Annotated in this window: 15 protein-coding genes, 1 pseudogene and 1 riboswitch; of the genes and pseudogenes, 8 read left to right on the forward strand and 8 right to left on the reverse strand. The window is 63.6% G+C overall.

Annotated features, from left to right (window positions below; all coding sequences use genetic code 11):
• The first annotated feature begins 19 nt into the window (after window positions 1-19).
• Together INS93_RS03695 and metK are read left to right on the forward strand one after the other, a co-directional pair.
• Window positions 20-1,021 (forward strand): metalloregulator ArsR/SmtB family transcription factor, encoded by a 1,002-nt coding sequence (locus INS93_RS03695; RefSeq protein WP_192980341.1) that lies wholly within the window; start codon window positions 20-22, stop codon window positions 1,019-1,021.
• A complete protein-coding gene (gene metK / locus INS93_RS03700; RefSeq protein ID WP_192980342.1) occupies window positions 1,022-2,212 on the forward strand; it encodes a methionine adenosyltransferase in 1,191 nt (396 codons plus the stop codon).
• 61 nt (window positions 2,213-2,273) lie between these two features.
• Here the strand turns inward: metK and INS93_RS03705 are convergent, their stop codons facing one another.
• Entirely contained in the window at window positions 2,274-2,585 is a 312-nt protein-coding gene (locus tag INS93_RS03705) for a hypothetical protein (RefSeq protein WP_160019016.1), read from the reverse strand.
• Between the two features lie 216 nt (window positions 2,586-2,801).
• Between INS93_RS03705 and ligB the strand changes: the two genes are divergently transcribed.
• Together ligB and INS93_RS03715 are read left to right on the forward strand one after the other, a co-directional pair.
• Complete coding sequence (gene ligB / locus INS93_RS03710) at window positions 2,802-4,493, forward strand: NAD-dependent DNA ligase LigB (protein ID WP_192980343.1); 1,692 nt, start codon at window positions 2,802-2,804, stop codon at window positions 4,491-4,493.
• Between the two features lie 84 nt (window positions 4,494-4,577).
• Window positions 4,578-4,973: a DUF1090 domain-containing protein gene (locus INS93_RS03715; RefSeq protein WP_192980344.1), complete on the forward strand. Its 396-nt coding sequence runs from the start codon at window positions 4,578-4,580 to the stop codon at window positions 4,971-4,973.
• Here the strand turns inward: INS93_RS03715 and INS93_RS03720 are convergent.
• The 6 genes and pseudogenes from INS93_RS03720 to INS93_RS03740 all read right to left on the reverse strand — a co-directional run bounded on the left by INS93_RS03720 (window position 4,967) and on the right by INS93_RS03740 (window position 10,633).
• Window positions 4,967-5,416 carry a c-type cytochrome gene (locus INS93_RS03720; RefSeq protein ID WP_192980345.1) on the reverse strand — a complete coding sequence of 150 codons (450 nt, stop codon included), beginning with the start codon at window positions 5,414-5,416 and terminating at the stop codon, window positions 4,967-4,969. The two genes, INS93_RS03715 and INS93_RS03720, sit on opposite strands and share 7 nt — an antisense overlap.
• Before the next feature lie 111 nt (window positions 5,417-5,527).
• Complete coding sequence (locus tag INS93_RS24990) at window positions 5,528-6,391, reverse strand: methyl-accepting chemotaxis protein (protein ID WP_420707273.1); 864 nt, start codon at window positions 6,389-6,391, stop codon at window positions 5,528-5,530.
• A pseudogene (locus INS93_RS24995) lies at window positions 6,386-7,117 on the reverse strand (type IV pili methyl-accepting chemotaxis transducer N-terminal domain-containing protein); the annotation flags it as partial. The pseudogene INS93_RS24995 and the gene INS93_RS24990, both read right to left, overlap by 6 nt.
• Before the next feature lie 179 nt (window positions 7,118-7,296).
• Window positions 7,297-7,683 carry an MAPEG family protein gene (locus INS93_RS03730; protein ID WP_160019011.1) on the reverse strand — a complete coding sequence of 129 codons (387 nt, stop codon included), beginning with the start codon at window positions 7,681-7,683 and terminating at the stop codon, window positions 7,297-7,299.
• 97 nt (window positions 7,684-7,780) lie between these two features.
• The gene (locus INS93_RS03735) at window positions 7,781-9,064 is read right to left on the reverse strand and encodes a Zn-dependent hydrolase (protein ID WP_192980347.1); all 1,284 of its coding nucleotides are present in this window, start codon (window positions 9,062-9,064) and stop codon (window positions 7,781-7,783) included.
• An 81-nt stretch (window positions 9,065-9,145) separates the two neighbouring features.
• Window positions 9,146-10,633 (reverse strand): NCS1 family nucleobase:cation symporter-1, encoded by a 1,488-nt coding sequence (locus INS93_RS03740; RefSeq protein ID WP_192980348.1) that lies wholly within the window; start codon window positions 10,631-10,633, stop codon window positions 9,146-9,148.
• Window positions 10,634-11,210: 577 nt separating this feature from the next.
• Here INS93_RS03740 and hydA point away from each other — a divergent pair.
• From hydA to preA, 3 genes are all read left to right on the forward strand, one after another.
• Window positions 11,211-12,650, forward strand: coding sequence for a dihydropyrimidinase (gene hydA / locus INS93_RS03745; RefSeq protein WP_160019008.1), 1,440 nt, complete (start codon window positions 11,211-11,213; stop codon window positions 12,648-12,650).
• Between the two features lie 211 nt (window positions 12,651-12,861).
• Complete coding sequence (locus INS93_RS03750) at window positions 12,862-14,229, forward strand: NAD(P)-dependent oxidoreductase (protein WP_192980349.1); 1,368 nt, start codon at window positions 12,862-12,864, stop codon at window positions 14,227-14,229.
• Complete coding sequence (preA, locus tag INS93_RS03755) at window positions 14,230-15,504, forward strand: NAD-dependent dihydropyrimidine dehydrogenase subunit PreA (protein WP_192980350.1); 1,275 nt, start codon at window positions 14,230-14,232, stop codon at window positions 15,502-15,504.
• Window positions 15,505-15,672: 168 nt separating this feature from the next.
• Here preA and INS93_RS03760 read toward each other — a convergent pair whose 3' ends face one another.
• On the reverse strand, window positions 15,673-16,293 hold the full coding sequence (locus INS93_RS03760) for a TetR/AcrR family transcriptional regulator (RefSeq protein WP_160019005.1): 621 nt from the start codon (window positions 16,291-16,293) through the stop codon (window positions 15,673-15,675).
• Between the two features lie 141 nt (window positions 16,294-16,434).
• Window positions 16,435-16,526, forward strand: a riboswitch (S-adenosyl-L-homocysteine riboswitch).
• 21 nt (window positions 16,527-16,547) lie between these two features.
• Between INS93_RS03760 and ahcY the strand changes: the two genes are divergently transcribed.
• A complete protein-coding gene (gene ahcY / locus INS93_RS03765) occupies window positions 16,548-17,942 on the forward strand; it encodes an adenosylhomocysteinase (protein ID WP_074855199.1) in 1,395 nt (464 codons plus the stop codon).
• Window positions 17,943-18,037: the final 95 nt, after the last annotated feature.

Here is an 18,037-nt window from a genome sequence, read left to right on the forward strand (position 1 = left end):
CCGACTAGACTGCGCCACCATGACCCTGCGCGCACCCCAGTTGGAATTCGACCCCTGCGACGAGCTCGCCGCCCTGTGCAAGGCCGGCGGCGATCCGCTGCGCCTGAGCGTGCTGCGCACCCTGAGCAACGATTCATTTGGCGTCCTGGAACTGGCGCAGATCTTCGCCATTGGTCAGTCAGGCATGAGCCACCACCTCAAGGTACTGGCCCAGGCCGGCCTGGTGGCGACGCGCCGCGAGGGCAACGCGATCTTCTACCGCCGTGCCCTGCCCAATGGCCGCCTGCATGCCGCCCTGCTGGACGATATCGACGAACTGCCGCTGCCCGGCGATGTGCAGGCGCGTATCACCACCGTGCATCAGCAGCGCGCCACCGTCAGCCGCGATTTCTTCGCGCGCATGGCCACCAGCTTCCAGGCCCAGCAAGATCTGATCGCAGGTTTGCCGCAGTACCGCGACAGCCTGCTGTCCCTGCTCGATGCCCTGCATTTCACCGCCGATGCCACGGCACTGGAAATTGGCCCCGGCGACGGCGCCTTCCTGCCCGAACTGGCGCGGCGCTTCGCCCAGGTCACGGCACTGGACAACAGCCCGGCGATGCTCGAACTGGCCAGCCAACGCTGCGCCGCCGAGGGCCTGGATAACGTCGAGCTGAAACTGGCCGATGCGCTGCAGGACGCGCCAGTCACGGCCGATTGCGTGGTACTGAACATGGTTCTGCACCACTTCGCCACGCCGGCCGAAGCCTTTCGCAAGCTGGCCGCCTTGGTCGCCCCCGGCGGCAGCCTGCTGCTCAGCGAACTGTGCAGCCACGACCAGAGCTGGGCGCGCGAAGCCTGCGGCGACCTGTGGCTCGGTTTCGAACAGGAAGACCTGGCGCGCTGGGCGACGGCCGCCGGCCTGACACCCGGCGAAAGCCTCTACATAGGCCTGAAAAACGGCTTTCAGATTCAATTACGGCACTTTGCCAAAACCGATGCGCACAGCGCCTTCAGCCTCCGGCAAGAAAGGAACCGATAGATGAGCGAATATTCCCTGTTTACCTCCGAGTCCGTGTCCGAAGGGCATCCGGACAAGATCGCCGACCAGATCTCCGATGCGGTGCTCGACGCCATCATCGCCCAGGACAAGCACGCCCGCGTGGCCGTGGAAACCCTGGTCAAGACTGGTGTCGCCATCGTCGCTGGCGAAGTGACCACCAGCGCCTGGGTCGACCTGGAGCAGATCGTTCGCGACGTGATCTGCGACATCGGCTACACAAGCTCCGACGTTGGCTTCGATGGCGCCACCTGCGGCGTGCTCAACATCATCGGCAAGCAGTCTCCGGACATCAACCAGGGCGTCGACCGCGCCAAGCCAGAAGATCAAGGTGCTGGCGACCAGGGCCTGATGTTCGGCTACGCCAGCAACGAAACCGACGTGCTGATGCCAGCGCCGATCTGCTTCTCGCACCGCCTGGTCGAGCGTCAGTCCGAAGCGCGCAAATCCGGCCTGCTGCCGTGGCTGCGCCCGGACGCCAAATCCCAGGTCACCTGCCGTTACGAGAACGGCAAAGTCGTTGCCATCGACGCAGTGGTGCTGTCCACCCAGCACAACCCGGAAGTGAAATACGACGACCTGCGCGAAGGGGTGATGGAGCTGATCGTCAAGCACGTGCTGCCGGCCGAGCTGCTGCACAAGGACACCCAGTTCCACATCAACCCGACCGGCCAGTTCATCATCGGTGGCCCGGTGGGTGACTGCGGCCTGACCGGGCGCAAGATCATCGTCGACAGCTACGGCGGCATGGCCCGCCACGGCGGCGGCGCCTTCTCCGGCAAGGACCCGTCCAAGGTCGATCGCAGCGCTGCCTATGCAGGCCGCTACGTGGCCAAGAACATCGTCGCTGCCGGCCTGGCCGAGCGCTGCGAGATCCAGGTGTCCTACGCCATCGGCGTGGCCCAGCCGACCTCCATTTCGATCAACACCTTCGGCACCCACAAGATCGCCGAAGAGAAGATCATCAAACTGGTGCGTGACGTGTTCGACCTGCGCCCCTACGCCATAACCAAGATGCTCGACCTGCTGCACCCGATGTATCAGGACACCGCAGCTTACGGCCACTTCGGCCGCACGCCGCAATCCAAGATCGTCGGCGAAGACAGCTTCACCACCTTCACCTGGGAACGCACCGACAAGGCTGCCGACCTGCGCGCCGCTGCCGGCCTGTAAGCCCTGAAAATGAAAAAGCCCCGCCAGAGCGATCTGGCGGGGCTTTTTCGTGCCTGAGGGCTTATTTGCCGAACATCGAACTCAGGCCCTTGAGTGCATCCTTGGTGGCATTCAACTGATCAGGTGCAGCAGCCTGAGTGGAGGCGTCGGATTCAGCGCTGAGACGCTCACAGCCACCATCAAGCGAAGCCAGGGTTTCGCTGGCCTTGTCGTTGCCAGCCAGTGCCGCCAACTGCTTGATCTGAGCCAGACCGTCCTGATTGGCAGCCATCTGCTCCTGACATTTAGCCTGGATCGCGGCGACCTCGGCAGCATGAGCAGGCAGAACGGCGAAGGCCAGAGCGGCGAAACAGGCAACGGAAACAATACGCATCGGTGAAGACCTCTGAGGGTTGAGGCCCGGCTGTCCATGCGCCCCCGCCGGGCAAATCCATTTGTTTGGGGGTAGAAAAGGTGCGCGAATCTATCACCCACACAGCCCGGTAACAAGAAAAAACCGAACAATATCCGTGGCTTAGCTGCAGAGACTCAGCGAATACCCATACAGCCTGCTAGGCTCAGTGAATACCTTGAGCAAGGAAGCTCCGCGATGAAACCTGCCCTACTGCTACTACTCCTTCCACTGGTCGCCCAGGCCACCCCTTGCCCCGACTGGCCCGCCAGTCGGGGCACGTCCGAACTTGCTGCACTCAGTCAGCAGATCGCCGAGTGGGACGACGCCTACCATAATCACGGTAGCTCGCCGGTGGCCGACGAAATCTACGACCAGGCACGCGAGCGCCTGCAAACCTGGCATCAGTGCTTTGCGACTGCCCACACGGCATTGCCAGACCCACTGGCTGGCAGCACTGGAACGATCACGCACCCGGTGCCGCAGACCGGACTGCGCAAACTGAACGAAGCGGCCGTGTTCGAATGGGTCAACAAGCGCAGCGATCTGTGGATTCAGCCCAAGGTCGACGGCGTCGCGGTCACCCTGGTCTACCGTGGCGGCGTACTGCAACAAGCCATCAGCCGTGGCGACGGGAGCCGCGGCCAGGACTGGACAGCCCGCGCGCGGCAACTGTCGGCCATTCCCGCGCGCCTGCAGAAGCCACTCGATGCCGTGCTGCAGGGCGAGCTTTACTGGCGTCTGGACAATCACGTGCAAGGCATCGACGGAGGTGCAGGCGCCCGTGGCAAGGCAGCTGGATCGATGGCGCGACAGACGCTCGATGAGCAGCAGGCCAATGCCATCGGCCTGTTCGTCTGGGATTGGCCGGACGGCCCGGCGAACATGCCCGAGCGCCTGCAAGCCCTGCAGGAGTTGGGCTTCAGCGACAGCCTGCGCTACACCCAGCCGCTCAAAAGCGCCGAGGATGCCCGCCGCTGGCGCCAGCACTGGTTCGATGAGCCGCTACCGTTCGCCAGCGACGGCGTGGTGCTACGCCAAGGCATGCGGCCACCCGGAGAACGCTGGCGGGCAGAAGCACCGCACTGGGCGGTCGCCTGGAAGTACCCGGTCAGCCAGGCACTGGCCGTGGTGCAGGCTGTGGAGTTCAACATCGGCCGCAGTGGTCGCATCACGCCGATTCTGCACCTGCAGCCGGTTGACCTCGATGAGCGGCGGATCAGCCGGATTGCCCTCGGCTCGCTGCAGATCTGGGAGAAACTGGACATACGCCCAGGTGATCAGGTTGCGATACGCCTGGCCGGCCTGACCATTCCGCGTCTCGACCAGGTGATCTGGCGCAGCCCGGAGCGCGCAGCCGTGCACGCACCGGACCCCAACCGATACCACGCCCTGAGTTGCTGGCGCCTCAACGACGAATGTCAGCAACAGTTCCGGGCACGCTTGAACTGGCTCGCCGGCAAGCAGGGGCTGAACCTGACCGGCGTAGGACCCGGCACCTGGAGCACGCTATTGGCGGGGCAGAAACTGGATGGTCTGCTCGATTGGCTGGAACTCGATAGCGAACACCTGCAACAGCTGCCAGGTATCGGCCCACGACGTGCCTCACAGCTGCTGCAGGCCTTCGCCCAGGCCCGACAGCGCCCACTGCAACAATGGCTGCGGGCACTCGGCGCACCGCCTGGTTTCAAGCTCGGCGCGGAGGACGACTGGGCCACGCTACTGACTCGCAACCACGCCGAATGGATGCAGCAACCCGGCGTGAACCAGAAGAGTGCTGAGCGCCTGGTAGCGTTCTTCAGCCACCCCGAGGTTCAGCGCCTGGGCGAGCGTCTGCAGCAAGCCGGCACTGTCGGTTTCAGGCCGCAGGAAAATTCACCGCGCGGCTGACCCAGATCAGCCAATGGTCCAATCGGGTCGAACCTCGCGCAACAACCAGGGTCACTTCGAAGTAGACCCTCACAAGGAGAGAGCATGATTCGTCAAACCGCTTTGCTCGGCCTGCTGCTGGCCGCCAACCTGAACGCCACACCGATTCTGGCCGCCGAAGGCGACAGCGGCTGCGCCGCCAAACGCCAGGTGCTCCAGGAGAAGATCGACGCAGCGCACAAGAGTGGCAACTCGCGAGAATTGGATGGACTGCAAAGAGCACTGGGTAATGTCGATGCCCATTGCGATGACGCTTCACTGCACAAGGAGCGCCTGGCCACCGTCAAGGAAGCCCGGGAGGAGGTGCAGGAGCGCGAGATGGATCTGCGCGACGCGATGGGCAAGGGTGATCAGGAGAAGATCGCCAAGCGTCAGGCCAAACTGGCCGAGGCACGCGCCGAGCTGCAGCAGGCCGAGGCCGAAGCGCGAGCCGATCAGTAAGCGCGGAACGCCTTGTGGCATGCCTCGCAACTATCCTCGATGGTCTGCATGGCCGGCTCCAGCTCGGAGCGGCGTAGCGGCGGAGTGGTCGCGGCCTGCACCAGCGCGGCGGTGGCCTGCTCCAGATCGCGTGCCATCGACTGGAACTGCTCCTGGCGCTGCCAGACTTCAGGGTTGGCCTTGCTGCGCTCGTCGTCGCGGACCTGTGGAAAGTGCTGCCAAGGCTCGCGCGACAGGCGCTCCAGCTTGCCGGCGCCAGTGATGAAAGCAGACTCGTCGTAGGGAATGCGGCCGCGCAGCATCCCACCGAGGTCTTCGCTGACCTTGAGCATCTCCTTGAACGCTGCCTGGCGCTTGCCCAACGGTGAATTGGGGTCGACCCCACCACAGGCGGCCAGGGTCAGGCAGACGCAGGTGAGCAGCAGGCGTTTCTTCAGGGGCATCGACACGACTTCCGGGCGACAAGGGGGCGCCAGTATCGCGGCTCGCCCCGGTCGGGCCAAGCGACCTCTTGTCACAACAGCTGTCGTTTGTATCCGTTGGTCAGCCAGGGTTCAGGTACGGAAGCGCCCCAGTTGGCTGTTGAGCTGTTGCACCTCGCCCTGAATCTGCGCACTGACTTGCACCACACTCTCGGTCTCGCCCTGGCTACGCTCGGCCAGGCTGGAGATGTGCGTTACCCGCTGGTCGATCTCCTGCGCCACCTGGCTCTGCTGTTCTGCGGCCGTGGCGATCTGCGCGTTCAGGGCATTGATGCCATCCACCGCACCGACGATGGTCTGCAGTGCCTCGCTGGCCTGACGGATATGCTGAAGGTTGCCGTCGGCCAGGGCCGCGCTGCGCTGCATCGCCAGGACCGCATCGCGCGCACCACCCTGTAAACGCTGGATGATCGCCTGGATTTCGCCAGTGGACTGCTGGGTACGACTGGCCAGGGTGCGCACCTCGTCGGCGACCACAGCGAAGCCACGGCCTGCCTCGCCGGCGCGCGCGGCCTCGATGGCTGCGTTGAGCGCCAGCAGGTTGGTCTGCTCGGCGATGCCGGTGATCACTTCGAGCACCTTGCCGACACCAGCGGTTTCGGCTTCCAGGCGTTGTACCTGCTCGCCACTGCGCTGCAGCTGCTCCACCAGCTCGGCGATCTGCTGCGCACTGCGCTGTACCACCTGCTTGCCGCTCTGCGCACAATCATCGGCACTGCGCGCCGACTCGGCAGCATGGGCAGCGTGACGCGCGACCTCGGCCACGGTGGCACTCATCTCGTTCATCGCGGTGGCGACCTGATCGAGATCCTCGTACTGGCGCCGCACGCCATCGCCCGCCGATTGCGCGGCACCGACCACACTGCCGACATGCTCCCCGGTACGCTCACCGCTGCGTTTGACCTCCGCCAGCAAGCCACGCACCTGCTCCTGCATGCGGTTGTAGCCCGCGAAGATGCGGCCGATCTCGTTGTCACCCTGACGACCTTCAAGGCTACGTGTGAAGTCACCGGAGCCGACTCGGGTCAGCGCCCCCTCCACTGCATTGAGGTTGTGCATCAGCGGACGCAGGCCGAACTGGCGGCCCAGCACCACCAGCGCCAGAATGCCCAGCACGCAACCGAACGCCAGCCACATCTGGCGGCGCTGGCTGCCTTCAGCATGCGCGGCCATCAAGCCGACGGCCTGGTTCATCTCGCGCAGCAGCTCGACCGACTGCTGCTCGAGGGCCTTGAGATCGACTGTCACATCGCCTGCAACAACGCGCTGCAGCTGAGAACGAAAGCCCTGCCAGAGGCCACCGACCTTGTTCATCTGCGCCTGGACGCTGGGCTCGGCGATGGCGCTGATATTGCGCGCCGCGTTGCCACTCAACAGGTCGCGATGGGCGGCATCGAACTGCGCCATGGTGGCTTCCAGCGTCGCTGCAGGCAGGACGCCTTCGCGCAGCAACAGCGCCTCCTTGGTCATCTTCTGGCTGAGCATGCGCTGCGCGCCGGCGACATTGATGGTCTCCGGTGACACCGACATGCTCAGGTACAGCGCCACCGAGGCGACCACCGCAAGCAGAAACATCAGCGCATAGGAAAACAGAAACTGCTGATTCAGCGTGCGCAGGCCGATGGCGCAGAGCAGGCGGTCGAAAAAGGCGGTGGCGGACATGAGAGGCTCCCTGGCAGACGGCGGGAAACCCCGCCAAATAACCAGGAGCAAGCAAGAATGTGGCCAGCGGCCAGCCGCCCTACAGGCTGATTGACCTCATAAAACGCACCAGAACGGCGCAATGACTGATCAGTCACGTGCCTTTCTAGCTCATCTTCACAGTCAGCTGCAGATATCGACTAGGCGGACACCACGAACAACGCCGCGATCAGCCCCATCCCGGCGAACCACACCAGCGAGCGCACCGGACCCCAGTCAGCCAGATAGCAGATGAAATACAGCACGCGGCTGACGATGAAGGCCACGGCCAACTGGTCGAGCAGCCCCTGCTCGGCACCGCCGGCCTGGTGGGCGATGATCACCGCGGCAGCGAACGCCGGGGTTACCTCAAAGCCGTTGAGCTGGGCGTTGTTGGCGCGCTTGCGCCAGCCCTCCAGGGTACTCAGGAACGCGCGCGGATCCTGATTGGCGCGCGGTCCGTAGCCGGGGCCAAGGAACTTGGCTGAAGCAGTACCCAGGTAGGGCAGAAAGATGGCAATCAGCACGCACCAGTAGGCAAGGGTCATGGAGGCTCCGCAGCTCGGTAATGGAGTGTGCAGCTTGTCCCGACCAGGAACGGGCGTCCATGACTGCCACCGCCCAAGTCGATGGCGATTCGGCCAATCATGCCGCCAGCTTGCCCTCTGCCAGTGCCACGGAGGCAGCAAGCATGGCGCGCAGCAACACCGCGCAGCCGGCGGCCAGGTCCGCTGGCGCGGCGTTCTCGATTTCGTTGTGGCTGATACCACCCTCGCACGGCACGAAGATCATCCCGGCCGGGCCCAACTCGGCGAGGAAGATCGCGTCATGCCCGGCGCCGCTGACGATGTCCATATGCGATAACCCCAACCCGGCTGCCGCGCCGCGCACCGCCTCGACGCAGCCCAGGTCGAAATACAGCGGCGGGAAGTCCGCGGTCGGCGTCAGCTCGAAACTCAGGCCATGCTTGGCACAGGTTGCCTCGATCACCCCACGCACCGCCTCGATCATCGAATCCAGGCGTTCCGGCTGCAGATGGCGGAAGTCCAGGGTCATGCGCACCTCACCGGGAATCACATTGCGCGAACCGGGGTAGGCCTGCAGGCAACCGACCGTGCCGCAGGCATGCGGTTGATGCTCCAGCGCCACCCGGTTGACCGCTGCGACCACGGCCGCAGCGCCGACCAGAGCGTCCTTGCGCAGGTGCATCGGCGTGGGCCCGGCGTGGGCCTCGACGCCCTTGAGAGTGAGATCGAACCACTTCTGCCCGAGCGCGCCGAGCACCACGCCAATGGTCTTGCCCTGATCCTCGAGAATCGGCCCCTGCTCGATATGCGCCTCGAAATAGGCGCCCACCGCATGGCCGCTCACCGCCCGTGACCCGGCGTAGCCGATGGCGTTCAGCGCCTCGCCGACGCTGATGCCTTCGGCGTCGCGCTTGGCCAGGGTTTCCTCCAGGGTGAACTTCTCGGCGAACACCCCGGAGCCCATCATGCAGGGGGCGAAGCGCGAGCCTTCCTCGTTGGTCCACACCACCACTTCCAGCGGCGCTTCGGTCTGTATGCCCAGGTCGTTGAGAGTACGCAGCACCTCTACACCAGCCAATACGCCGAAGCAGCCGTCGAACTTGCCGCCAGTGGGCTGGGTGTCGATATGGCTGCCGGTCATCACCGGCGCCAGAGCAGCGTTGCGTCCGGGACGTCGAGCGAAGATGTTGCCGACGCCATCGACCGTGACGGTGCAACCAGCCTCCTCGCACCAGCGCACGAACAGGTCGCGCGCCTGGCGGTCGAGGTCGGTCAGGGCCAGGCGACAGACCCCGCCCTTGGCGGTGGCGCCGAGCTGCGCCAACTCCATCAGCGATTGCCACAGGCGGTCACCGTTGACGTGCGGCTGGCTGGATTGCAGAACCTCGGTGGCAGTTTTCATGGTTATTTCCTCGGCCTCTCTGGTTGTCTGTGACGCGCCCGCCGCAGCGAGGCGCGTGTGCTGAGTCACGCTGCTGTTGCCTTAAACCGGCGCCTTGGCCACCACCGGCTGTGCGCTACGCAGGCTGCACAAACCGAAGTAGATCAAGCCGCCCAGAAAGGAGCCGGTAAACCAGCCGTAGTCGTAGAACCAGCTGAAGGCGTTACTGCCCAGCGACAGCAGGGTCAGCGCTACAGGTACGGCGAAGGCGGCGAAGCCGATCCAGTTCCACGCCGGGTAGACGTCATCGCGGTACAGCCCGGCCAGGTCCAGTTGCTGTTTCTTGATCAGGAAGTAGTCGACCACCATGATCCCGGCAATCGGCCCGAGCAGGCTGGAGTAACCCAGCAACCAGTTGGAATACACGCTCTCCAGGCTCAGCTCTGAGACCAGCAGACCGAGCTTCTTCAACAGCTCGTGGCCCATCAGGCCGAGACCGATCAGGCCGGTGAGGATCACCGCCTTGGTGCGGTCGATCAGCTTGGGCGCGATGTTCTGGAAATCATTGGTCGGCGAAACGATGTTCGCCGCCGTGTTGGTCGACAGCGTGGCGACGATGATCAACGCCATGGCCAGGGCGACCCAGCCGGGGCTCTGGATATGGCCGATCAGGCTGACCGGATCGGCCACCGTCTGCCCCACCAGACCTTCCGAGGCGGCGGTCATCACCACGCCGAGAGCGGCGAAGAGGAACATGGTCAGCGGCAGACCGAAGATCTGCCCGAGAATCTGGTCCTTCTGGCTCTTCGCGTAGCGGCTGAAGTCGGGGATATTCAACGACAGGGTGGCCCAGAAGCCGACCATGGCGGTCAGCCCGGCGAGAAAGTAACCGGTGACGCTGGCACCCTCGGGACGATTGGCCGGCTGCGCCAGCAGTTCGCTCATCGACACGTTGGGCAATGCCCACACCAGCAGACCGGCGCCAACCAACACCAGCAGCGGTGCGGACAGGGTTTCCAGCCACTTGATCGACTCGGCGCCGCGCAGCACGATCCACAGGTTGAGTACCCAGAAGATCATGAAACCGATCACCTCGCCGGTGCCGCCGAGCGCCTTCCAACCCTCGAAAATCGAACCCAGCAGCAGGTGGATCGCCAGGCCACCGAACAGGGTCTGAATACCGAACCAGCCGCAGGCCACCACGGCGCGAATCAGGCAGGGCACGTTGGAACCGAGTATGCCGAACGAGGAGCGCAACAATACCGGGAAGGGGATGCCGTACTTGGTGCCGGCAAAGGCGTTGAGTGTCAGCGGGATCAGCACCACGACGTTGGCCAGCAGGATCGCCAGCAGTGCCTCGCCCACCGACAGGCCGAAGTAGGCGGTGAGTACACCGCCCAGGGTGTAGGTGGGCACGCAGATCGACATGCCGACCCACAGCGCGGTGATGTGCCACTTGTTCCAGGTTCGCTGATGCACCTTGGTCGGGGCGATGTCATGGTTGTAGCGCGCGCTGTCGAGTACGTCGCTGCCAGCGTTCAGCTCATACAAGCCCTCCCGCTCGGTCACTTCCGATCTGCTCTGTTGCATGGGCCTCTCCAGTATTTTTCTGATTGTTAGCGCATCGGGCTAATTCGATGGCCGGAGTTCAGTAGCCGGCCAGCACGGGGGCAGCGCCACTCAATAAGCGTGCCGCATTCCCCGGCGGGACCTGCATCCTGCCTGCTTGAACACATTAAGCATCTGATCTGAAAACGCTTTATCTGAATCCAAAGGCGCCGCCAGCACGCGCCACCGACATCCTCGGGGCGGCTTGTCCTGTCAGTCAGGATTCAAACTGGTGCAAGCGAATTTTTTTTCGCCGCCCAAGGCCGCGCAATGCCAAGACACAAGCGGCTGATTTTCCATGAGAAATCTTGACCATATTGTCATTCTGTCAAGTGCGTCAAAATGGTGAGAGCCCTCACCATTTTGGTGATTTTTAGTTTTTATTTTTAATTTTCAAATACTTATATAAATAAAATCTGATCAAAAAATAATCTTGCCCAATCCGATTACTGCAACTAGATTCTGTTCTTGTCACCACTGACAGGAATGGACATTACCCCTCGTCAGCACCAGAAAGCCAAGAGCCGACACGCATCGGCCAGCCTGCGAGGAACCCACCATGTCGCTGTTGATCCGTGGCGCCACCCTGGTTACCCATGAGCAAAGCTACCGCGCCGATGTGCTGTGCGCAGACGGCCTGATCCAGGCCATTGGCGACAACCTCGACGCCCCCGCGGGCTGCCAGGTACTCGACGGCAGCGGCCAGTACCTGATGCCCGGCGGCATCGACCCGCACACCCATATGCAATTGCCCTTCATGGGTACGGTGGCCAGCGAGGACTTCTTTAGCGGCACCGCCGCAGGCCTGGCCGGTGGCACCACCTCGATCATCGATTTCGTGATTCCCAATCCGCAGCAATCCTTGCTGGACGCCTTCCACACCTGGCGCGACTGGGCGAAGAAATCCGCGTCTGACTACGGTTTCCACGTCGCCATCACCTGGTGGAGCGAGCAGGTCGCCGCCGAGATGGGCGAGCTGGTGACGAAGTTCGGGGTCAACAGCTTCAAGCACTTCATGGCCTACAAGAACGCCATCATGGCCGCCGACGACACCCTGGTGGCGAGCTTCGAGCGCTGCCTCGAACTGGGCGCAGTGCCCACCGTGCATGCGGAGAACGGCGAACTGGTCTATCACCTGCAGCAGAAGCTGCTCGCGCAGGGGCTGACCGGGCCGGAAGCCCACCCGCTGTCGCGGCCCTCGCAGGTCGAAGGCGAAGCCGCCAGTCGCGCCATCCGCATCGCCGAGACCCTGGGTACACCGCTTTATCTGGTGCATGTCTCGACCCAGGAAGCCCTGGATGAAATCACCTACGCCCGCGCCAAGGGCCAGCCTGTGTACGGCGAGGTGCTCGCCGGCCACCTGCTGCTAGACGACAGCGTGTACCGCCATCCCGACTGGCAGACCGCTGCCGGCTATGTGATGAGTCCACCGTTCCGCCCGCGCGGCCATCAGCAGGCCCTGTGGCGTGGCCTGCAGTCGGGCAACCTGCACACCACCGCCACCGACCACTGCTGCTTCTGCGCCGAACAGAAAGCCGCCGGGCGTGATGACTTCAGCAAGATCCCCAACGGCACCGCCGGCATCGAGGACCGTATGGCGGTGCTCTGGGATGAAGGGGTGGGCAGCGGCAAGCTGTCGATCAATGACTTCGTCGCGCTGACCAGCACCAACACCGCGAAAATCTTCAACATTTACCCGCGCAAGGGCGCGCTGCAGGTCGGTGCCGATGCCGACCTGGTCCTATGGGACCCGCAAGGCACACGGACCATCTCGGCGAAAACCCATCACCAGCAGGTCGACTTCAACATCTTCGAAGGCAAGACCGTGCGCGGCGTACCCAGTCACACCATCAGCGCCGGCAAACTGGTCTGGGTCGATGGCGAGCTGCGCGCCGAACGTGGCGCCGGCCGCTATGTCGAGCGACCGGCCTACCCGGCGGTGTTCGACCTGCTGAGCAAGCGCGCCGAACAGAACCGTCCGACTGCCGTCGAGCGCTAAGTCAGGGACACAGAAGAACCTGCGGGAGGGGCTTCAGCCGCGAAAATCTGGATAGCTCAGGAGCTGTCGCGGCTAAAGCGGAACGCCGCCCGGCCCCTCCCACAAAAAAACAACTGCGACCCATTCCGCCACACCGGCCCGCAGAGGCTGGACGGCCACTTATCCGCTGTTAACTGCCCAATAAAAGCCACAAAACCGTGAGGCAATAACCGTGATAGACACCCTCAGCCATTTGCCGCGACCGGATGCCGGCGCCGCCGAACTGGCCGATCGTTTCAGCGATCTGGCCCCGCCGCTCACCGCTCGCCAGGCCGCCTTGGAAAGTGCGCGCTGCCTGTATTGCTACGACGCGCCGTGCGTCAACGCCTGCCCCAGCGAGATCGACATCCCCTCGTTCATCCGCAATATCAGCCACGAGAACGTTCAGGGCGCGGCCGAGAAGATTCTCTCGGCCAATATCCTCGGCGGCAGCTGCGCCCGCGTCTGCCCCACTGAAATCCTTTGCCAGCAGGCCTGCGTGCGTAACAACACCGAGGAATGCGCGCCAGTGCTGATCGGCTTGTTGCAGCGCTACGCCATCGATAATGCGCAGTTCACTGAGCACCCATTCCAGCGCGCCCCGGCCAGCGGCAAACGCATTGCCGTGGTCGGCGCGGGGCCGGCGGGCTTGTCCTGCGCCCATCGCCTGGCCATGCACGGCCATGAGGTGGTGATCTTCGAGGCCCGCGAGAAAGCCGGCGGCCTCAACGAATACGGCATCGCCAAGTACAAGCTGGTTGACGACTTCGCCCAGCGCGAAGTGGAGTTTCTCCTGCAGATCGGCGGTATCGAGATCCGCCACGGTCACAAACTGGGCGACGACCTCAGCCTCAGCGAGCTGCACCAGCAGTTCGACGCGGTATTTCTCGGCATCGGCCTGGCCGCCAGCAAGCGCCTTGGCCTGCCCGGCGAAGAGGCGCCAGGCCTGCTCGCCGCCACCGACTACATTCGTGAACTGCGTCAGAGCGACGACCCGACCCAGTTGCCCGTGGCCGAGCGCTGCATCGTCCTCGGTGCCGGTAATACCGCCATCGACATGGCCGTGCAGATGAGCAAGCTCGGCGCGCGCGACGTCAACCTGGTCTATCGCCGCGGCTTCGAGGAAATGGGTGCCACCGAGCATGAGCAGGACATCGCCAAGGCCAATCAGGTGCGCCTGCTGACCTGGGCGCAACCGGACGCCGTGCTGCTCAATGAGCAAGGCCAGGTACGCGGCATGCGCTTCGCCCGCACCCGCGTGGAGAACGGCCGGTTGCAGAGCACCGGGCAGACCTTCGAGCTGGCCGCCGACGCCATCTTCAGCGCCATCGGCCAGGCGTTTGACGGTTCAGCCCTGGGCGACCCGCTGGCCCGCGAGCTGAAGCGCGAGGGCGAACGCATCTGGGTCGACGCCCAGCTGCAAACCAGCGTGCCTGGCGTGTATGCCGGCGGCGACTGCACCGCCCTCGGCCAGGACCTCACCGTTCAGGCCGTGCAACACGGCAAGCTGGCCGCCGAGGCCATCCACTCTCATCTGCTGCTCAATGTGGAGGCCGCATAAATGGCCGATCTATCCATCGAATTCGCCGGTATCAAGGCACCCAATCCGTTCTGGCTGGCCAGCGCGCCGCCCACCGACAAGGCCTACAACGTGGTCCGCGCCTTCGAGGCCGGCTGGGGCGGCGTGGTGTGGAAGACCCTCGGCGAAGACCCGGCCGCGGTCAACGTGTCGTCGCGCTACTCGGCGCACTTCGGCCCGAACCGCCAGGTGCAGGGCATCAACAATATCGAACTGATCACCGACCGCTCGTTGGAAATCAACCTGCGCGAAATCACCCAGGTAAAGAAAGACTGGCCGGACCGCGCGCTGATCGTTTCCTTGATGGTGCCCTGCGTCGAAGAGTCCTGGAAAGCCATCCTGCCATTGGTGGAAGCCACGGGCTGCGACGGCATCGAACTGAACTTCGGCTGCCCCCACGGCATGCCTGAGCGCGGCATGGGCGCGGCGGTCGGCCAGGTGCCGGAGTACGTGGAGATGGTCACCCGCTGGTGCAAGACGTACAGCTCGCTGCCGGTGATCGTCAAACTGACGCCGAACATCACCGACATTCGCACCTCGGCGCGCGCTGCCCATCGCGGCGGCGCCGATGCGGTGTCGCTGATCAACACCATCAACTCGATCACCAGCATCGACCTGGAGCGCATGATCGCTCTCCCCATCGTCGGCACGCAGAGCACCCACGGCGGCTACTGCGGTTCAGCGGTCAAACCCATTGCATTGAACATGGTTGCCGAGATCGCCCGCGATCCGGAAACCCGTGGCCTGCCGATCTGCGGTATCGGTGGTATTGGTAGCTGGCGCGACGCGGCGGAGTTCGTGGCGCTGGGTTGCGGCGCGGTGCAGGTGTGTACGGCAGCCATGCTGCATGGCTTTCGCATCGTCGAGGAGATGAAAGACGGCCTGTCGCGCTGGATGGACAGCCAGGGCTACGCCAGTCTGCAGGATTTCTCCGGGCGCGCGGTGGGCAACACCACCGACTGGAAGTACCTGGATATCAACTATCAGGTGATCGCCAGGATCGACCAGGACGCCTGCATCGGTTGCGGCCGCTGCCATATCGCCTGCGAAGACACCTCACACCAGGCCATCGCCAGCCTGACCCAGGACGACGGCACGCATAAATACGAGGTGATCGACGCGGAATGCGTGGGCTGCAACCTGTGCCAGATCACCTGTCCGGTGGAAAACTGCATCGAGATGGCGCCCCAGGACAGCGGCAAACCCTTCCTCGACTGGAACCACGACCCGCGCAATCCGTACCGCGTGGCCAGTTGAAAATAGCTCGCGGCTAAAACAGTTCGCGGCTAAAGCCCCTCGCACGGGATAGTAGTGCTCTTGTGGGAGGGGCCGAGCGACGCAATGCTTTAGCCGATGGGGTGAGCAAAGACAAAGACCGTGGGAGGGGCTTTAGCCGCGACAAGCAGCGACAAGCAGCGACTGCGATTACGGCTCCAGCCCGATCCCACGCAAGATCACACTGGTCACAGTCTGCACCGCTCGCTCGAATTGCGGCTCGGACAGCGCCTGGTGCTCGTTGAGCACGCTCACCTGATGACTGAAATCGGCATAGTGCTGGGTCGAAGCCCAGATCATGTAGAGCAAGGCCGACGGCTCGACGGCTAGGATGCGCTTGTCCTCGACCCACTTACGGATCTTCGCCTCTTTCATCTTCGCCCAGTCGTACAGGCCCTCGTCGAGAGTGACGCCGAGCACCGGCGCACCATGAATGATCTCGTTGGCCCAGACTTTCGAGCCATGCGGCCGACTGCGCGAGTGGTTCATCTTGGCGCGAATGTAGCTGCTCAGCACCACCCGCGGGTCATCGAACACCTCGAAGCACTGGGCATCCTGTTTCCAGACCTCGAGCAGATCGAGCAGCACGGCGCGATACAGCTCGTCCTTGGTGCTGAAGTAATAGTGCAGGTTCGAGCGCGGCAATTCGGCCAGTTCGGCAATATCGGCCATGGCAGTACCGCCGTAGCCCTTCTCGGCGAAGACCTTTTCGGCGGCCAGGAGAATCTTCTTGACGTTGCGACGGCGAATTTCGATTTTGTGGTTGGCCATGGCCGATCCGTTACGACTAGACATGCCAAGGCTAACACTGGCGATGCCGACGGAGCGACGGAAAGCCTTGGGCTGCACGCCGCACGCAGCTATAATCCGCCAGCTTCAAACGACCGGCACAGCTCCGGTCGCTCCCGCCACCTGTCCGAGGGGCGCTGCAGCAGGCCGGTCGACACCGGTTTGTCAGGCTCGGATGGGGCGTTAACCATACGCATCAACGGCGCCCATTCGCAGACAACGAATGGAGAGCTTTCATGAGCGCTGCTTTTAACGATTTCAAAGTCGCCGATATTTCCCTGGCCGATTGGGGCCGCAAAGAGCTGATCATCGCTGAATCGGAGATGCCGGCACTGATGGGCCTGCGCCGCAAGTACGCCGCCAGCCAGCCGCTGAAAGGCGCGAAGATCCTCGGCTGCATTCACATGACCATCCAGACCGGCGTGCTGATCGAGACGCTGACCGCCCTGGGCGCCGAAGTACGCTGGTCATCGTGCAACATCTTCTCCACCCAGGATCAGGCCGCTGCCGCCATCGCCGCTGCCGGCATCCCGGTGTTCGCCTGGAAGGGCGAGACCGAAGAAGAGTACGAGTGGTGCATCGAGCAGACCATCCTCAAGGACGGCAAGCCGTGGGACGCCAACATGGTACTGGACGACGGCGGTGACCTGACCGAGATCCTGCACAAGAAATACCCACAGATGCTCGAGCGCATCCACGGCGTCACCGAAGAGACCACCACTGGTGTGCACCGCCTGCTCGACATGCTCAAGGCCGGCACCCTGAAAGTCCCGGCGATCAACGTCAACGACGCCGTGACCAAGAGCAAGAACGACAACAAGTACGGCTGCCGCCACAGCCTCAACGACGCCATCAAGCGCGGCACCGACCACCTGCTGTCGGGCAAGCAGGCGCTGGTCATCGGCTACGGCGACGTGGGCAAGGGCTCGGCGCAGTCGCTGCGTCAGGAAGGCATGATCGTCAAGGTCAGCGAAATCGACCCGATCTGCGCCATGCAGGCCTGCATGGACGGCTTCGAGCTGGTCTCGCCGTACAAGAACGGCATCAATGACGGCACCGAGGCGAGCGTCGATGCTGCGCTGCTGGGCAAGATCGACCTGATCGTCACCACCACCGGTAACGTCAACGTCTGTGATGCCGGCATGCTCAAGGCCCTGAAAAAGCGCGCCGTGGTGTGCAACATCGGCCACTTCGACAACGAAATCGACACCGCCTTCATGCGCAAGAACTGGGCGTGGGAAGAGGTCAAGCCGCAGGTGCACAAGATCCACCGCACCGGTGCCGGTACCTTCGATCCGACCAACGACGACTACCTGATCCTGCTGGCCGAAGGCCGCCTGGTGAACCTGGGCAACGCCACTGGCCACCCGAGCCGGATCATGGACGGTTCGTTCGCCAACCAGGTGCTGGCGCAGATCTTCCTGTTCGAGCAGAAGTTCGCCGACCTCTCCGCCGAGAAGAAGGCCGAGCGTCTGACCGTAGAAGTACTGCCGAAGAAGCTCGACGAAGAAGTGGCGCTGGAAATGGTCAAGGGCTTCGGCGGCGTGGTCACCCAACTGACCAAGCAGCAGGCCGAGTACATCGGCGTGACCGTGGAAGGCCCGTTCAAGCCGGACGCTTACCGTTACTAATGCGTAGGGTGGGTAAGCCCCTGGCTTATCCACCGCCGACTTCCCGCAAGGTGGATGGAAGAACGCCATCCACCCTACGTCTCCAAGGCTAGAAA

This window comes from Pseudomonas sp. EggHat1, assembly GCF_014892995.1.
GTDB lineage: Bacteria > Pseudomonadota > Gammaproteobacteria > Pseudomonadales > Pseudomonadaceae > Aquipseudomonas > Aquipseudomonas chaetocerotis.

Excerpts from the sequence above, each read along its gene's own strand:
- INS93_RS03695 (WP_192980341.1), top strand. The coding sequence starts at position 20 with ATGACCCTGCGCGCACCCCAGTTGGAATTCGACCCCTGCGACGAGCTC.
- metK (WP_192980342.1), top strand. The coding sequence starts at position 1,022 with ATGAGCGAATATTCCCTGTTTACCTCCGAGTCCGTGTCCGAAGGGCAT.
- INS93_RS03705 (WP_160019016.1), bottom strand. The coding sequence starts at position 2,585 with ATGCGTATTGTTTCCGTTGCCTGTTTCGCCGCTCTGGCCTTCGCCGTT.
- ligB (WP_192980343.1), top strand. The coding sequence starts at position 2,802 with ATGAAACCTGCCCTACTGCTACTACTCCTTCCACTGGTCGCCCAGGCC.
- INS93_RS03715 (WP_192980344.1), top strand. The coding sequence starts at position 4,578 with ATGATTCGTCAAACCGCTTTGCTCGGCCTGCTGCTGGCCGCCAACCTG.
- INS93_RS03720 (WP_192980345.1), bottom strand. The coding sequence starts at position 5,416 with ATGCCCCTGAAGAAACGCCTGCTGCTCACCTGCGTCTGCCTGACCCTG.
- INS93_RS24990 (WP_420707273.1), bottom strand. The coding sequence starts at position 6,391 with ATGCAGGAGCAGGTGCGTGGCTTGCTGGCGGAGGTCAAACGCAGCGGT.
- INS93_RS03730 (WP_160019011.1), bottom strand. The coding sequence starts at position 7,683 with ATGACCCTTGCCTACTGGTGCGTGCTGATTGCCATCTTTCTGCCCTAC.
- INS93_RS03735 (WP_192980347.1), bottom strand. The coding sequence starts at position 9,064 with ATGAAAACTGCCACCGAGGTTCTGCAATCCAGCCAGCCGCACGTCAAC.
- INS93_RS03740 (WP_192980348.1), bottom strand. The coding sequence starts at position 10,633 with ATGCAACAGAGCAGATCGGAAGTGACCGAGCGGGAGGGCTTGTATGAG.
- hydA (WP_160019008.1), top strand. The coding sequence starts at position 11,211 with ATGTCGCTGTTGATCCGTGGCGCCACCCTGGTTACCCATGAGCAAAGC.
- preA (WP_192980350.1), top strand. The coding sequence starts at position 14,230 with ATGGCCGATCTATCCATCGAATTCGCCGGTATCAAGGCACCCAATCCG.
- INS93_RS03760 (WP_160019005.1), bottom strand. The coding sequence starts at position 16,293 with ATGGCCAACCACAAAATCGAAATTCGCCGTCGCAACGTCAAGAAGATT.
- ahcY (WP_074855199.1), top strand. The coding sequence starts at position 16,548 with ATGAGCGCTGCTTTTAACGATTTCAAAGTCGCCGATATTTCCCTGGCC.